Below are 15,215 nucleotides of genomic sequence, written 5' to 3'. Positions count from 1 at the left end.
TAGTGTCCGTTCATGATTTGTTTCGAGTACTGGTGTGTACAAATGGGAGGCCGCGAGGGAGCGCTTGTGATGAGCACCGTGCTCCTGAGGTCAGGCCCCGCCTGAAAAGTCTCGGAATCGAACGACGCTACCAACCGGGGGAATACTCGAGATGCTCACGCGCAAACAGTACGAACTTCTGCGTTTCATCAATGAACGTCTGAAAGAGGCCGGCGTACCGCCCTCCTTCGACGAGATGAAGGATGCGCTCGACCTGCGCTCGAAGTCCGGAATCCACCGCCTGATCACTGCACTGGAGGAGCGCGGCTTCATCCGCCGCCTGCCCAACCGCGCCCGCGCCATCGAAGTCATCAAGCTGCCCGAGCTCTCGGCCGGCGGCGGCAACGGCCGCCGCGGCTTCACCCCGAGCGTCATCGAAGGCACCCTCGGCAAGCGCACCAGCACGCCGCCGATCGCCGAGGACGACGGCAACCGTCCGGTCGCGGTCCCCGTGATGGGCCGGATCGCTGCCGGCACGCCGATCGAGGCGCTGCAGACCCGCAGCCACACCATCAGCGTGCCGCCCGACATGCTCGGCTCCGGCGAGCACTATGCGCTGGAAGTGCGCGGCGACTCGATGGTCGACGCCGGCATCCTCGACGGCGACATGGCGCTGATCCAGCGCAACGACGTCGCCAATACCGGCGACATCGTGGTGGCGCTGATCGACGAGGAGGAAGCCACCCTGAAGCGCTTCCGCCGCCGCGGCGCGTCGATCGCGCTGGAGCCGGCCAATACCGCCTATGAAGTGCGCATCCTGCCGCCGAACCGGGTCCGCATCCAGGGCAAGCTGATCGGCCTCTATCGCAAATACTGATGGCGGCAAGGAACGAGCGACACATCGGATCGTTCCTTGAATGATAGCGTAACGTGCGGCCTACCCGATGCGCTCCGATACCTCTCACGCAGCGTCGCGTGTTTGTGATCGGGAGCGTTGGGCGACCAGTCGTACAATCGCCCAGAAACGAGGAGACACTCGTTCGCTATCGTCCACTCTGGTAGAGGCCCTATGCCTCAAGGAGAGGCACGGGTCGCTACCTCGATTTGAGGAGCCATCCGATGTGTGACTATAGTCTGCACGCCGTGGCGTCGCGCCCCGCCATTGTTGGAGAGACGCTGATCACCACGACTTTCCGCGGGACGTCGACCCGCGGCTTTGCTTCGGAGACCGATCCCACTGTCGCGGTCTGCATGCTGCCGGGCACCGAGCTCGCTTTCGCCGAGAACGTTCGCTACGACAGCCGCTGGATCTGGACCAAGACGATGAACTTCCGCGTCGGCGTGTTCAACGAAGTCGAGCCCGACGTTCCCGATCGCCATCATGACGCGGTCGAATTCCCCGACGGCAGCCATGTGCTGGTGACCCAGCTCGTCGAGGGACAACGCGTCAGCGTGCTGCAATTGCCGGCACTGCATCCGCCGGTCGAGCAGAAGCCGAAGGTTGTGGAGCGGCGGCCCTCCGCATTTGCGTCGCTGTTTTTGGGTTGAACGCATCGTCGCCGCGGAATGAGCTGTCCGGCGGCGGGTGACCTAAGCGATTTCGAGCGACCCCGGACGCCGGGTTCCGGGGCGCGGCTGGAGAATTGCGTCGGCGCGCGCCTTGGCGCATCATCGGGCACGGAGGACGTGCGTGGTGGTCGACAAGGTCACATGGCAAAAGGCCGGACGCGTCACGGAGCCGGGCCGGTATATGTTCCGGTTCGGCTGGCTGACGGTGACGGCTGACGACCTGAAGGTCTGGGAGCAATTCCCCGAGGCTTCCTTCACCCTCGTCAAGAAGCCCGACGCCGGCCCCGACTCCGACGAATACCACCTCGGCCTGTTCGAGCTGCCCACCGGCACCTCGCTCGATCCGGGCTAATCCTCGGCCTGCAAATCGGTCTCGGCCGGCGTCGTATCGACGGCGGGCCGCGGCGCGCTGGCGGGCGTGCGCAGCGTCGTCTCGCTCTCGCTATCGCCGGGAACCGCCGGCGACCACGGCCGGTCGATCCCGCCGGGCTTGACCGCATCGATGGCATAGCCGTCCCTGATGCGCCGCAGCACCAGCGCGCCGTGGCGCCGCAACCGCTCGGCATCGATCACCGAAGCCGCGCAATCCTTCGGCGCCGGACGCGCGCTCACGATCAGCGCCGCACGCTCGCAATCGTCGGCCAATGCCTCCGGCCGGCTCGCCAGCGCGACGAAGGCGCCGCGGGGACCTTGCGTCACGCAGCCGCTCGGATCGCAAGAGACACCCTCACCGAGCGATGCGTCGGTGGCGATCCGCGCATCGGCATCCGCCGCCAGCCACTCCTTCACGAGAAAGGCATCCTTGGCGCTGTGCATCAGATGCAGCCGCCCGTCGCCGCCCCGCACCGCGACGTTGCGCCCGTCGGCAGAGACCAGCACGTCGGGCTGCGGCACCCGCACCGCCCAGACCGAAGCCACCACCAGCAGCATCGCACCCGACCAGCGCAGCGGCGAACGCAGCAATCCGAGCAGGATCAGCCCGGCGCTCGCCAGGATCATCGGTCCGACGCCGAACGCCGCCATCCGACCGACTGCGCCGGGGAGCGCTGCGACCCATTGCGTCACCAGGATCATCCAGTCGATGCCGAACCCCATGATCGCCCAGAACACGCCGTCGAAGCCGAACGGCATGGCGAGCAGCCCGAGCAGGCCGGCCGGCATCACGACCGCCGACACAACCGGCATCGCCGCAAGGTTCGCCAGCAGCCCGTAGGGCGTCACGCGATGGAAGTGGAATGCGGCGTAGGGCGTGGTCGCGAGCCCCGCCACCAGCGAGGCCAGCATCAGCATCGTGAGCTCACGCCCGCCCCACAGCGCAAGGCGCGCGGTCGCCGAATGATCGGGCGACGCCAGCAGGTTCGGCAGCCCGATCTGCACCAGCGCCACCAGCCCCAGCGTCGCCGCAAACGACATCTGGAAGCTCGGATGCACCAGCGCCTCCGGCGCGATCGCGAGCACGATCAGCGCCGCCACCGCCAGCGTGCGGAAGGTGATCGCGCGGCGGTCGACGATGACAGCGATCAGCACCACGGCCGTCATGAAGAACGACCGCTGGGTCGCGACCTCCGCTCCCGACAACAGGAGGTAGAACGCCGCTGCGACAAGCGCAGCCGCCGCCGCCCATTTCTTGATCGGGTGTCCGGCCGTCAGCGCCGGAAACAGCGCAAGCAGCGCGCGGATCGTGAAGAACACGACGCCGGCGACCACGGCCATGTGGTAGCCGGAAATCGACAGCACATGGCCGAGCCCCGAGATGAACATCGCGTCGTTGACGGGCGTCGTGATCGCATCGCGCCGGCCGGTGAGCAGCGCCGTTGCGATCGCGCGCTGATCGCCATCGAGCGTGGTGCGGATGCGTGCGTCGATGGCGTCGCGCAAGCCCTGCATGAAGGCGGCATAACGCAGCGCGAGGCCGCCGCTCGCCGATGGCTCCCTGGTCTTCACCGCGCCCATCACGAAGCCGGAGGCGCCGATACCCTGGAAATAAAGGTCGCGGCCGAAATCGTAGGAGCCCGGTCGCTGCGGCCCGAGCGGCGGCATCAGCCGCGCCTTCAATTCGACGAAGCTGCCGACCTCGGGCGCGGTGCCCTTCTTGACCGAGAGCCTGACGCGCTCGAGTTTCGGGACCTCGCGCTGGCTTTCCATCGACACGACGCGCAGCACGAAGCGGTCGGTCTTCTCCCTGACGTCGCGTGTCTCGACGAAGCCGGTCAGCGCCACGGAAAATATCGGCCGCGCCAGCACGCCGTGGGCGATCCGCTCGGTCTTCCATGTCGCGGTCGCAAAGCCCGCCGCGACCGCAGCGAGCATCACGACGGCGGGAAACACGCTGCGCCGGCGCAGCAGCAGTGCCAGCAGGCAGAGCGCGATCGCGACTGACGCCGCGACCGACAGCACCGGCTCGTGCTCGGCCGCGAAATAGAACGCAATCCCGGTGCCGAACGCCACCGGCACCCACGGCAACAACCGCCCGGCCCCCGTCTCCGCGCGCACCCAATGCCGCAATGTCTCGACGAGTGGCCGCCAGATGCCGGCGCACACAGGAATATAGCCGCCGACCGGCGCAGCCGCGCGCGGCGGCCACGTCCCCGCGTAGCCGCGTCTGCCGCCCGGCGTCGTGCCCTGCTCCGCCATTCCGCTCGCGATCCCTGCCGGGGGCAAGGCTAGCGGAAGCTGCGACCTGATCGCTAGCGGAACGGATCAAGAACACGGGACCGGCCAGCCGGGATACCAGGACCGACCTGCGTCACGGCTCCCGGCGGCAGGCCGCCGCCGGTGCCTGCGTCAAACCGGTCGAGCCGAAAGTCTCATTAGGTGCCGATCCCATTGGGACTAGACTGTCCTGATGCCTCCACTCCCGGACAGACAGGGATGAGGTGGCAACGGCTCGCGGCACTGAAGGCCGCTGGAGCTCTTCTCAGGTGGCCCAAAACTCCCCTGAGATCAGGCGTTGCGGACAAACTCGCAAATCTCGCCTGCAACGCCGCGCACCACGCGCACGCCGCGAGCGGATCGAGCGCTGAAAAACGCGAAGAGTAGCGTTTGCAATTGATAGGAGCAGCACATGGCAATTCGAGTACCGAGCGATTTTCGTCGCGTGATTGTCGCTGCGTCAGTGGGAAACATCATTGAATGGTACGACTTCTACATTTTTGGCAGCCTGGCCGCAGTTCTGTCGGTCAAATTCTTTGAGCAATCCCACCCCGTCGCAGCCCTGCTGAGCACGATCGCGCTGTTCACTGCGGGATTCCTGATCCGTCCCCTGGGGGCTTTCCTGTTCGGATGGATGGGCGATCGGGTCGGCCGCAAATATACATTTCTCATTACGCTGAGCGGAATGGGACTGGGGACGGGCGCGATCGGACTGATCCCAACCTATCAGTCGATCGGCCTGACGGCCGCATTCGTTCTGTTCGGCTTGCGGATGATCCAGGGTCTCTGCCTGGGCGGCGAATATGGCGGCGCCATCACCTATGTCGCCGAGCATGTTCCGGACGACCACCGCGGCTACTACACAGGCTGGCTGCAAACCTCGCCGACGCTTGGGATCGTGGTGTCGCTGGCCGTGATCGTCCTGACCCGGACCTGGGCCGGCAATCAGGCCTTCGACGAATGGGCGTGGCGCGTTCCGTTCCTGGTCTCGTTCGTGCTGGTCGCGATCGCCATCTACATCCGCCTCCAGCTCCAGGAGACGCCGATTTTCCAGGAGATCAAGGCACGCGGACAGATGACCAGGAATCCTTGGCGGGAAGCTTTCCTCAGCACCAACATCAAGTACATCTTGATCGCCATCGTCGTCCTGATCGGACAGGGCGTGGTCTGGTACAGCGGTCAATTCTGGGCGCTGTACTTCCTGCAGCAGGTCTCCAAGGTCGATCCGGTTACCTCGGCCTATATCGTCGGAACCGCACTGCTGATCGCAACGCCGAGCCTGATCTTCTTTGGCTGGCTGTCGGACCAGATCGGCCGCAAATCCGTGATCCTCGGAGGAATGCTGCTTGCCGCGCTCACCTACTATCCGCTGTATCTGTGGCTCGGCATGGTCACGCAGCCGGGACACATCAACTATCCGGTCGCCGTCTTCATCATCTTCATCCTCGTCTGCTACGTCGGGATGGTGTACGGGCCGGTCGGCGCGTTCCTGGCGGAGTTCTTCCCGGCCAGGATCAGGTACACCTCGGTCTCGGTGCCGTATCATATCGGCAACGGTTGGGGCGGCGGATTGGTGCCGTTCATCACATCGGCCGCCTTCGCAGCGACTGGCAGCATCGGCTACGCGCTGATCTACCCGATTGTCGTTCCCGCGGTGTGCTTCGTGATCGCCCTCTTCATCATGCCGGAGACACGCAAGACCAGAATTTGGGAGCAGATCGAGGCACGAGCCGCATCGTGACCGAGTGGCCTCGATGAGGGAGCGACCAACGCTTGCGGCAAGAGTCATGGCCTGGTCATGACCGCCCTGCAGCGCGTACGGGACGACGCTTCGTCCTGTACGCGCGTGATTCCGCTGCGGAGCTTGCATCGGCATGAGGTCAACGCGCCTCGGAGGGATCCGGTTTTGCGCAATCCCTATCTCTCCGGCCGCCTGTGACTGGCGGTCAGGCCAACGTTTCAGTCGGCTCCCTCTCAGCCAGCCCGGTGATGCCAGCGATCGTGCCACCAAATGGCAAAATCACGATCCATCGTCAGCTCCCAGCAAGCGAGCACGATCACCGCGATGCCGGCGAGCACGCTGCTCGTCGTGGCCGATCCATGTTCGTAGCTGAACGTCCAGGGTGCCAGCACCAGGGCCAGCCCCATCAGCATCTCGCCCCATTCCTCCAGATAGGACGGAATGATGAATGCCTCGATGGCAAACAGCACGACGCCCAATCCAAGCGCGATGGAGATCCAAAGAGCTGCCCCGGAGAAGCCCAGGGCAAACGGCGACGCGACCAGCCAGACGCCAACCAACAGGCTGACAGCATCCTGCCAGTGTTGAATGCGCATAATCCTCACCTCCCTCTTCCGAGCATATGGTGCGGCGGGGACAAAAAGGCATCGGTCCGACCTGCGATGTGTTGCCGCTCTTGATCCGCAAGCCGACGACCATGCGGCCGTCCGCCCGGAAGCCGCCCTCCACAGCCTCCGACCGTGGTCCCGTCTCGCGATCCAGCGAGGTCCAGACGGCCTGCAAGTCAGGGGCAAGATCGCTTGGCTGACCGGCGGCCGCGAGGTGCACAACGCCCAGCCAAAAACGCTGCCTGACCACGAGGGCCCGCCGGCCCTCGACGCTTATGCCACGCTCCGGCGTGGAGCCTAGATCAGCGGTGTCTGCGACGAGACATGATGGCAGGCGATCTTCCAGTCACCGCCCTCGCGCGCGATCACCCAGGTGATCTTGACGGCCAGCGAGGGCGCATCGCAGTCGAGGAAGAACGACGCGATAGCCGCCATGTTGACGAGATCGGCATTCACCCGTTCGGTCCTGACGTCGCTGAACTGTACTCGCGGTGCGTGCCAGCGCGGTAGGCCGTCAAAGTAGGCTTTGACCCCCTCGCGGCCGCGATAGAGCGTCGGGTTCGAGCCGAAGAAGAAGGCGTGCCGCGAATAGAGCGCAGCAAGCACCTCCGCATCGAGCTTGCCGAAACCCGCGGACCATCTGGCGATGATGGCGGAGGCGACATCGTCTGCTTCGTCAGGCACCGATCGCCTCCGTCCGTTGTTCGCGCCGGATCGCGTTAACCCTTGCCGCCGACTTCCTTGGCGAAGGTGTCGCGCAGGCCGATGGTGCGGTTGAACACGAGCCTGTCCGGCGTCGAATCCGGATCGCGCACGAAGTAGCCCTGCCGCTCGAACTGCATCGCGTCGGGCGAATTGCCCTCGGCGATCGCAGGCTCGACCCGCGCATCGGTGAGCACTTCGAGCGACTGCGGGTTGAGGTCGGCGACGAAATTCGTGGCGTTCGGGCTCGGGTTGGCGAACAGCTGATTGTAGATGCGGATTTCCGCCGGCTTCGACTGCGCCGCCGGCAACCAGTGCATCGTCGCCTTCACCTTGCGGCCGTCGGGCGCGTTGCCGCCCTTGGTCGCGGGATCGTAGGTGGCGCGGAGCTCGACGATCTCGCCCGCGTCGTTCTTCACGACGCTGGTGCACTTGATGAAGTAGGCATAGCGCAGCCGCACCTCATTGCCGGGCGAGAGGCGGAAGAACTTCTTCGGCGGGTTTTCCATGAAGTCGTCGCGCTCGATATAGAGCTCGCGGCCGAACGCGATCTTGCGGGTGCCGGCGTCCGGATTATCGGGATGGTTGATCGCCTCGATCTCCTCGACCTGCCCTTCCGGATAGTTCTCGATCACCACCTTGAGCGGCCGCAGCACCGCCATGCGGCGCAGCGACGTGCGGTTCAGCTCCTCGCGGATGCAGAATTCGAGCATGCCGACATCGACCACGCTGTTGGCCTTGGCAACGCCGATGCGCCTGATGAACTCGCGCACCGCGGCCGGCGGCACACCGCGCCGCTTCAGGCCGGCGATGGTCGGCATCCGCGGATCGTCCCAGCCCGAGACGTGGCCGTCACGGACGAGCTGGGTCAGCACGCGCTTGGACAGCAGCGTGTAGGTCAAATTGAGCCGCGCCATTTCGTACTGGCGCGGCTTCGACGGCACCGGCAGCTTGTCGAGCAGCCACTCATAGAGCGGGCGGTGATCCTCGAACTCCAGCGTACAGATCGAATGGGTGATGCCCTCGATGGCGTCCGACTGGCCGTGCGCGTAGTCGTAGCTCGGATAGATCGACCATTTATCGCCGGTGCGCGGATGGTGAGCGTGCAGGATGCGGTACAGCACGGGATCCCGCAGGTTGATGTTGCCGGCGGCCATGTCGATTTTGGCGCGCAGCACGCGGGCGCCGTTCGCGAACTCGCCGGCCTTCATGCGGCGGAACAGATCGAGGTTCTCCTCGACCGACCGGTCGCGGAACGGCGAGTTCTTGCCGGGCTCGGTCAAGGTGCCGCGGGACAGCCGGATCTCCTCCTGCGACTGATCGTCGACATAGGCATGGCCCGCCTTGATCAGGCCTTCGGCCCAATCGTACAGGCGCTCGAAATAGTCCGAGGCAAAGAAGAGATTCTTGCCCCAATCGTAGCCGAGCCAATGCACGTCGGCCTGGATCGAGTCGATGTACTCCTGCTCCTCCTTGGTCGGATTGGTGTCGTCGAAGCGCAAATTGCACTGGCCGCCGAACTCCTGCGCGATGCCGAAATTCAGGGCGATCGACTTGGCGTGGCCGATATGCAGGTAGCCGTTCGGCTCCGGCGGAAAGCGGGTCACGATCCGGTTGTGCTTGTGGGAGGAGAGATCGGCCTGGACGATGTCGCGGATGAAGTCGCGCCCTGCCTCTGCCGTCATGTCAGTCGTCATCAAATGGTTCCCTGGAGGAGTCAGCTCAACCTTCTGCCAAATTCGCGCCGTCCGGCCAAGCCTGGTTTCAAGGCTTGGTTTCAGGGCCTGGTTCGGCCGGCAAAAGGTCAGCCGGGGCTTTAGTTATGTCCGGTACCTGATATACACCACCGCCCATTCCAGCATACATCGCACGCGATCATGACCAATTCCGTCGTTACCCGCTTCGCCCCCTCGCCGACCGGCTTCCTCCACATCGGAGGCGCCCGCACCGCGCTGTTCAACTGGCTCTATGCCAGGAAGCTCGGCGGCAAGATGCTGCTCCGGATCGAGGACACCGACCGCGAACGCTCGACCAAGGAGGCGATCGACGCCATCCTGGACGGCCTGAAATGGCTCGAGCTCGATTGGGACGGCGACGTCATCTACCAGTTCCGCCGCGCCGCCCGCCATCGCGAGGTCGCCGAGGGCCTGCTCGCCGCCGGGCGCGCCTATTACTGCTACGCCGCCCCGGAGGAGCTCACCGCGATGCGCGAGAAGGCGCGCGCCGAGGGCCGCACCCGCCTTTATGACGGCATGTGGCGTGACCGCGATCCGGCGACCGCGCCTTCCGACGTCAAGCCGACCATCCGCCTCAAGGCGCCGCAGACCGGCGAGACCGTGATCGAGGATCAGGTCCAGGGCCGCGTGGTCTGGCAGAACGAGAACCTCGACGACCTCGTCCTGCTGCGCGGCGACGGCACCCCGACCTACATGCTCGCGGTCGTGGTCGACGACCACGATATGGGCGTCACCCACATCATCCGCGGCGACGACCACCTGATCAACGCCGCGCGCCAGAAGCAGATCTACGACGCGCTGGAGTGGGAGCTGCCGAGCATGTCCCACATTCCGCTGATCCACGGACCCGACGGCTCAAAACTGTCGAAGCGCCATGGCGCGCTCGGCGTCGATGCCTACCGCGCGCTGGGCTATCTGCCGGCCGCCTTGCGCAACTATCTCGTCCGGCTCGGCTGGAGCCATGGCGACCAGGAGATCTTCTCGACCCAGGAGATGATCGACGCATTCGATCTCTCGGGCGTCGGCCGCTCGGCGGCACGGTTCGATTTCGCCAAGCTGGAGAACCTCAACGGCCACTATATCCGGCAGAGCGACGATCCATCCCTCGTGACCCAGTTCGAGAGCGTGCTGGATTATGTTCCTGAGGGCGCCGCGCTGAAGGCCAAGCTCAATGACACCACCCGCGCGCAATTGCTGCGGGCGATGCCGAGCCTGAAGGAGCGCGCCAAGACGCTGATCGAGCTGATCGCGGGCGCCTACTTCATTTTCGCCGATCGCCCGCTTGAGCTCGATCCGAAAGCGGCCGCGCTGCTCACGCCGGAAACGCGCGCGTTGATTGGCCGGCTGCGCACCGCGCTGGAAGCCGTCAACGACTGGACCGCCGAAACCACCGAGACCGCCATGCGGAATTTCGCCGAGCAGAACAATCTGAAGCTCGGCGCCGTCGCCCAGCCGCTGCGGGTGGCGCTGACAGGACGCACGACATCGCCGGGCATCTTCGACGTGCTGGCCGTCCTGGGACGCCAGGAGTGTCTTGCCCGTCTCGCCGATCAGGCGGCGTGATCCTGCATGGACCCCCTCCAGGGTCCATCTTGCAGCGCACATTGCAATGAGCTACCCATCGCCGGACGCTTTCTCCACAAGCCGTTCCGCCCCGCCATGGGCCGCAAATTAGCGACTGGGCAAGGTCGGTTTTCGCAACGATTTCATCGGGGATCTCACGATGGACGCAAAATCCAGCAAGACAGCCACACTCACCATTGGCAACAAGAACTACGATTTCCCGATCCTGAGCGGCACGGTTGGGCCTGATGTCATCGACATCGGCAAGCTCTACGGCCAGGCCGGGGTGTTCACCTACGACCCCGGCTTCACCTCGACCGGCAGCTGCCAGTCCAAGATCACCTATATCGACGGCGACGCCGGTATCCTCGAATACCGCGGCTACCCGATCGAGCAGCTCGCCGAGCACGGCGACTTCCTCGAGACTTGCTATCTGCTGCTCTACGGGGAGCTTCCGACCCCGGCGCAGAAGAAGGATTTCGACTATCGCGTGATCCACCACACCATGGTGCACGAGCAGATGGCGCGCTTCTTCCAGGGCTTCCGCCGCGACGCGCATCCGATGGCGATCATGGTCGCTGCGGTCGGCGCGCTCGCCGCGTTCTACCATGACTCCACCGACATCAACGATCCGAAGCAGCGGATGATCGCCTCGATGCGGATGATCGCGAAGGTGCCGACGCTGGCGGCGATGGCATACAAATACACCATCGGCCAACCCTTCGTGTATCCGAAGAACTCGCTCTCCTTCGCCGAGAACTTCCTGCAGATGTGCTTCGCGGTGCCGTGCGAGGACTACAAGATCAACCCGGTGCTCGCCGACGCGCTCGACAAGATCTTCATCCTGCATGCCGATCACGAGCAGAACGCATCGACCTCGACGGTGCGTATCGCCGGCTCCTCGGGCGCCAACCCGTTCGCCTGCATCGCGGCCGGCATCGCCTGCCTGTGGGGTCCGGCCCATGGCGGCGCCAACGAAGCCGCGCTCGCCATGCTGTCGTCGATCGGAACGGTCGACAAGATTCCCGACTTCATCGCCAGGGTGAAGGACAAGAACAGCGAAGTCCGCCTGATGGGCTTCGGTCACCGGGTCTACAAGAACTATGATCCACGCGCCAAGATCATGCAGAAGATGTGTCACGCGGTGCTGGCCGAGACCGGCCATGGCGATGACCCGATGCTGAAGGTTGCGCTCGAGCTCGAGAAGATCGCGCTCAGCGATCCCTACTTCATCGACCGCAAGCTCTACCCGAACGTCGACTTCTATTCGGGCATCACGCTGAAGGCGATGGGCTTTCCGACCTCGATGTTCACCGTGCTTTTCGCGGTCGCCCGCACGGTCGGCTGGATCAGCCAGTGGAGCGAGATGATCGAGGATCCGCAGCAGAAGATCGGCCGTCCGCGCCAGCTCTACACCGGCGTCGCGCGCCGCGACTACGTGACCATCGACAAGCGCAAGTAAGCTTCATCTCTGACAAGTTCGAGGCGGCGCCATCATTCCTGATGGCGCCGTTTTCGTTTGCCGCGGGCGACTTCGGTCGCGAGCGCATCGAGACGCGGCAGCCAGAACGCCCTGAACTGGTCGAGCCAGGCGTCGACCTCGCGCAGCCGCCCCGGCTCGACGGCATAGATGCGGCGCGTGCCGTCGGCGCGCACCGACGCGAAACCGGCGTCGCGCAGGATCCGCAGTTGCTGCGAGACCGCCGATTGGGTGATGCCGAACTCGCGCTGCACGACGGCGACGACGTCGCCCGAACTGTGCTCGCCGGTCGCCAGCAACTCCAGGATACGCCGGCGGACGGGATCGCCGAGGATGTCGAAGGCGTGCACGGCGCGCTAGCCTCCGCCGCCGGGCTCAGGCTCGCCGCAATAGAACGCGGTGGTGTTGGCTTCTGCCTTGCGCGCGGCCGTCTCATCCGTGCCGGCCTTGATCGAGGCTCGGCACCAGTCGGCGCTGCTGCGGCGGATGAAATCCTTGCCGTCGGCCGTCGTGGGCCAGGCCGCGGCGGCCGCGCGATCGAATGGCTGTCCCGGCGGCGTGGCGAAGTACAAAGCGAGCCCCATCAAGGCGAGGTCCCAGCCGACCCCGACCGCGCCAGGCCCGAAGCGATCCCAGAATTCATCTTCGATGACCGAGAGGTGCTCCAGCTCCAAACGGGTTCCGCTGGAACCGTCATCAGCCAGCGTCACCGTCACCCAGCTGACAGTGCCAGCAAACTCCCAAGTCACAGCAAGCTGACGCGGCGGCTCGCAGGCCGTGATCTGACCGCCCGCCTGCCCCTTGAACTGGTAGCGGCCGCCGAGTTTTAGGTCTCCGGAGATCGGCAGGAACCAGCGCGGGATGCGCTCGGGATTGGTCAGCGCGTCCCAGAGATCGACGATGTCGGTGTCGTAGCTGCGGGTCGCGATGACAGCCCGCGCCGGCTTGCCATCGTGGTCCCGGACAGCGACCTCGCGGACAACGGCTCCGACATAGGCGACGGGATCGATCTTCATGAGGGCACTCCGCATCAATATTAGCTATTACTAATATTAGCGCAGTCTAAATATCCAAAGCAAGCGGAACCGTTGCGGCGGTATGCCTCCGCCAACGACAGGATGAACGAATGACTAGGCCGAACGCCGGCTCATTTCCGCGAGCACGATGTCGGCGGCGCGGACGCTTGGCGGCTGGTCACCGGTCGACATCTTCCCGTCCATCGTCGCGAACGCCACGAGCTGCCGCAGACGGTCGGGCGAATCCGCGAGGACATCGCCCAGCACGCGCGCGAGCTTGTCTGGCGTGCAGTCCTCTTGCAGGAACTCGGGAATGATATCGCTGCCGATCACGAGATTGGCGAGGATCACCGACGACACCCGGATCGCACGGCGCAGGATGAACGCCTCGGCGGCGCCGACGCGATACGCCGTCACCATCGGAATGCCTGACAGCGCGAGCTCCAGCGTCACCGTGCCCGACTTTGCGAGCGCCGCGCGGGCCACGCGGAATGCGGCGCGCTTCTCGGCCTCGCCGACGGCGAGCCGCGGCGCCACGGGCCACGACGCGACGCCTTCGCGCACCATGGCCTCGAGATGCGGCATGGTGGGAAGCACGAGCTCGAACGGGGTTTGCTTGTTGAGCTGGCCGAGCGCCGCGCCGAACAGCGCCAGATGATGCCTGATCTCGCTGCGCCGGCTTCCGGGCAGAACCAGCAGGACCGGCGGCTGCGCATCGCGCCGCTTCTGCTCCCCCTCGTTCGGCCGCAGCGAAGTGAGCTGCTCGGTGAGGGGATGCCCGACATAGCTGCATGGCGGTCCCTGCAGCTTGCGATATTCCTCCGGTTCGAACGGCAGCAGCGCCAGCACGTGATCGACATAGCCTCGCATCGCGCGCGCCCGGCCCGGCCGCCAGGCCCAGACCGATGGCGACACGTAATCGACGATCGCAATGTTCGGGTTGCGCGCGCGGACGCGGCGGGCGACGCGGTGGGTGAAGTCGGGGCTGTCGATGATGACAAGCATGTCAGGGGCAGCATCGAGCACGGCGTCGGCCGTACGCCGGATCAATCGCAGGATCCTCGGCAATTGCTTCACGACGGCGGCAAAGCCGATGATCGAGAGCTCCTCGATCGGAAACAGCGGATCGATGCCCTCGCTCGTCATCTGCCGGCCGCCGACGCCGGAAAATTGCACGGCATCGCCGAGGCGCTGACGCAGCACCTTCATCAGTGCCGCGCCAAGGCGGTCGCCGGACTCCTCGGTCGCGATGAGGAAGATCTTGCGGCCGCTGCTGGGACTGCGCGCCTGCATCAGCCCGCCAGTCCGATGACAAACAGCCCCTTGGCGTCGGCGGCCTCGATCAGCGCCTGCGGATCAGCGGCGAGCGTGTTGCCGGCGATCACGGCGATCCCGGCGATGCCCGCCGCGGCCGCGCCCTCGACCGTGCGTGGACCGATGGTCGGCAGATCGAAGCGCAGATCCTGCTTGCTCTTCGGCGCCTTCACCAGCACGCCGCGGCCGGCCTTGGCGCGGATGCAGCCGTCGGCGCGCAGCCGCGCCACCCGCGCCAACAGCCCATCGGTGCCTTCGATGTCCTCGACCGCAACCACGTGACCGTCGATCACCACGGCGGCCTGACCGATGTCGAACGGGCCGAGCGCATCGAGCACGCCGCGTCCGCGCGCGATGTCGGCGAGCGCGCTCGAGTCCGGCGTCGTGCGTGTCACGGCGCCCTCAGGCATCAGGAGATCGGGCGCGACATCCTTGATGCCGACCATGCGAAATCCCTGCTGCTCGAGGATGCGGCCGACGCTCGACAACAAATGATCGTCGCCGCCGCGGAACGCGCGCACGACATGGCCGAGCAGCCGCAGCGTACCCCAGTCGAGCCGGATCTCCGACAGCGCGGGACGCACCAGGGTGCCGATGAAGATCAGGTCGCGGCAGCCTTCGTCGCGGAACAGCCGGGTCGCACGTCCGAGCTGGCCGACCGAGATCCAGCGATGACGAAACCGCTGCGCACGCGCCGGATCGCAGGCACCGCGCAGCGCAAACAGCACCGGCGTGATGCCGCGCGCGGTGAGCTGATCGGCAACCGCGAACGGCATGGCGCCGCCGCCGGCGATCACGCCGACCGGCGAAGAAAGCGAAGGAGCCGCTGACGTCATGCTGGCGGCCATCCCCTGC

Annotated in this window: 14 protein-coding genes; 6 read left to right on the top strand and 8 right to left on the bottom strand. The window is 65.5% G+C overall.

The genetic code is table 11. The features are described 5' to 3' along the window. Nucleotides 1-151 precede the first annotated feature (151 nt). The 3 genes from lexA (at nucleotide 152) to AC066Y_RS05325 (ending at nucleotide 1,900) form a co-directional block, all read left to right on the top strand. On the top strand, nucleotides 152-856 hold the full coding sequence (lexA, locus tag AC066Y_RS05335; protein ID WP_076857656.1) for a transcriptional repressor LexA: 705 nt from the start codon (nucleotides 152-154) through the stop codon (nucleotides 854-856). 242 nt (nucleotides 857-1,098) lie between these two features. Continuing rightward, nucleotides 1,099-1,527: a hypothetical protein gene (locus tag AC066Y_RS05330; RefSeq protein WP_092114590.1), complete on the top strand. Its 429-nt coding sequence runs from the start codon at nucleotides 1,099-1,101 to the stop codon at nucleotides 1,525-1,527. Nucleotides 1,528-1,672: 145 nt separating this feature from the next. Then, on the top strand, nucleotides 1,673-1,900 hold the full coding sequence (locus tag AC066Y_RS05325) for a hypothetical protein (RefSeq protein WP_478272992.1): 228 nt from the start codon (nucleotides 1,673-1,675) through the stop codon (nucleotides 1,898-1,900). Here AC066Y_RS05325 and AC066Y_RS05320 read toward each other — a convergent pair. Beyond that, a complete protein-coding gene (locus tag AC066Y_RS05320) occupies nucleotides 1,897-4,182 on the bottom strand; it encodes a ComEC/Rec2 family competence protein (protein ID WP_478272952.1) in 2,286 nt (761 codons plus the stop codon). The two genes, AC066Y_RS05325 and AC066Y_RS05320, sit on opposite strands and share 4 nt — an antisense overlap. A 430-nt stretch (nucleotides 4,183-4,612) precedes the next feature. Here AC066Y_RS05320 and AC066Y_RS05315 point away from each other — a divergent pair, with 430 nt between their 5' ends. Next, nucleotides 4,613-5,941: an MFS transporter gene (locus tag AC066Y_RS05315; protein WP_478272951.1), complete on the top strand. Its 1,329-nt coding sequence runs from the start codon at nucleotides 4,613-4,615 to the stop codon at nucleotides 5,939-5,941. Nucleotides 5,942-6,174: 233 nt separating this feature from the next. Here AC066Y_RS05315 and AC066Y_RS05310 read toward each other — a convergent pair whose 3' ends face one another. The 3 genes from AC066Y_RS05310 to AC066Y_RS05300 form a co-directional block, all read right to left on the bottom strand. Then, nucleotides 6,175-6,537, bottom strand: coding sequence for an SPW repeat domain-containing protein (locus AC066Y_RS05310; protein ID WP_176531062.1), 363 nt, complete (start codon nucleotides 6,535-6,537; stop codon nucleotides 6,175-6,177). 309 nt (nucleotides 6,538-6,846) lie between these two features. Further along, nucleotides 6,847-7,233: a YybH family protein gene (locus AC066Y_RS05305; RefSeq protein ID WP_478272950.1), complete on the bottom strand. Its 387-nt coding sequence runs from the start codon at nucleotides 7,231-7,233 to the stop codon at nucleotides 6,847-6,849. A 35-nt stretch (nucleotides 7,234-7,268) separates the two neighbouring features. Further along, nucleotides 7,269-8,948 (bottom strand): glutamine--tRNA ligase/YqeY domain fusion protein, encoded by a 1,680-nt coding sequence (locus tag AC066Y_RS05300; protein ID WP_478272949.1) that lies wholly within the window; start codon nucleotides 8,946-8,948, stop codon nucleotides 7,269-7,271. A 180-nt stretch (nucleotides 8,949-9,128) separates the two neighbouring features. Between AC066Y_RS05300 and gltX the strand changes: the two genes are divergently transcribed. Together gltX and gltA are read left to right on the top strand one after the other, a co-directional pair. Next, nucleotides 9,129-10,550, top strand: a complete 1,422-nt coding sequence (gene gltX, locus AC066Y_RS05295; protein ID WP_478272948.1) for a glutamate--tRNA ligase — start codon at nucleotides 9,129-9,131, stop codon at nucleotides 10,548-10,550. Between the two features lie 160 nt (nucleotides 10,551-10,710). Then, nucleotides 10,711-12,012 (top strand): citrate synthase, encoded by a 1,302-nt coding sequence (gene gltA / locus AC066Y_RS05290; RefSeq protein ID WP_478272947.1) that lies wholly within the window; start codon nucleotides 10,711-10,713, stop codon nucleotides 12,010-12,012. A gap of 32 nt (nucleotides 12,013-12,044) precedes the next feature. On the opposite strand, the gene AC066Y_RS05285 is transcribed toward gltA, so the two are convergent. The 4 genes from AC066Y_RS05285 to AC066Y_RS05270 all read right to left on the bottom strand — a co-directional run bounded on the left by AC066Y_RS05285 (nucleotide 12,045) and on the right by AC066Y_RS05270 (nucleotide 15,196). Further along, nucleotides 12,045-12,380: an ArsR/SmtB family transcription factor gene (locus AC066Y_RS05285; RefSeq protein WP_478272946.1), complete on the bottom strand. Its 336-nt coding sequence runs from the start codon at nucleotides 12,378-12,380 to the stop codon at nucleotides 12,045-12,047. 6 nt (nucleotides 12,381-12,386) lie between these two features. Then, on the bottom strand, nucleotides 12,387-13,046 hold the full coding sequence (locus tag AC066Y_RS05280; RefSeq protein ID WP_478272945.1) for an SRPBCC family protein: 660 nt from the start codon (nucleotides 13,044-13,046) through the stop codon (nucleotides 12,387-12,389). Between the two features lie 114 nt (nucleotides 13,047-13,160). Further along, nucleotides 13,161-14,339, bottom strand: a complete 1,179-nt coding sequence (gene lpxB / locus AC066Y_RS05275; protein WP_478272944.1) for a lipid-A-disaccharide synthase — start codon at nucleotides 14,337-14,339, stop codon at nucleotides 13,161-13,163. Then, on the bottom strand, nucleotides 14,339-15,196 hold the full coding sequence (locus AC066Y_RS05270; protein WP_478272991.1) for an LpxI family protein: 858 nt from the start codon (nucleotides 15,194-15,196) through the stop codon (nucleotides 14,339-14,341). The genes lpxB and AC066Y_RS05270 overlap by 1 nt, the downstream gene beginning before the upstream one ends. Between the last annotated feature and the right edge of the window lie 19 nt (nucleotides 15,197-15,215).

The organism is Bradyrhizobium sp. USDA3010, assembly GCF_056429065.1.
The sequence above is the reverse complement of the archived record's forward strand: the minus strand, read 5'-3'. Positions and strand labels throughout refer to the sequence as shown.

What these genes read in the sequence shown, in the direction of transcription:
- lexA (WP_076857656.1), top strand. Translation starts at nt 152, where the DNA reads ATGCTCACGCGCAAACAGTACGAACTTCTGCGTTTCATCAATGAACGT.
- AC066Y_RS05330 (WP_092114590.1), top strand. Translation starts at nt 1,099, where the DNA reads ATGTGTGACTATAGTCTGCACGCCGTGGCGTCGCGCCCCGCCATTGTT.
- AC066Y_RS05320 (WP_478272952.1), bottom strand. Translation starts at nt 4,182, where the DNA reads ATGGCGGAGCAGGGCACGACGCCGGGCGGCAGACGCGGCTACGCGGGG.
- AC066Y_RS05315 (WP_478272951.1), top strand. Translation starts at nt 4,613, where the DNA reads ATGGCAATTCGAGTACCGAGCGATTTTCGTCGCGTGATTGTCGCTGCG.
- AC066Y_RS05310 (WP_176531062.1), bottom strand. Translation starts at nt 6,537, where the DNA reads ATGCGCATTCAACACTGGCAGGATGCTGTCAGCCTGTTGGTTGGCGTC.
- AC066Y_RS05300 (WP_478272949.1), bottom strand. Translation starts at nt 8,948, where the DNA reads ATGACGACTGACATGACGGCAGAGGCAGGGCGCGACTTCATCCGCGAC.
- gltX (WP_478272948.1), top strand. Translation starts at nt 9,129, where the DNA reads ATGACCAATTCCGTCGTTACCCGCTTCGCCCCCTCGCCGACCGGCTTC.
- gltA (WP_478272947.1), top strand. Translation starts at nt 10,711, where the DNA reads ATGGACGCAAAATCCAGCAAGACAGCCACACTCACCATTGGCAACAAG.
- AC066Y_RS05280 (WP_478272945.1), bottom strand. Translation starts at nt 13,046, where the DNA reads ATGAAGATCGATCCCGTCGCCTATGTCGGAGCCGTTGTCCGCGAGGTC.
- lpxB (WP_478272944.1), bottom strand. Translation starts at nt 14,339, where the DNA reads ATGCAGGCGCGCAGTCCCAGCAGCGGCCGCAAGATCTTCCTCATCGCG.
- AC066Y_RS05270 (WP_478272991.1), bottom strand. Translation starts at nt 15,196, where the DNA reads ATGACGTCAGCGGCTCCTTCGCTTTCTTCGCCGGTCGGCGTGATCGCC.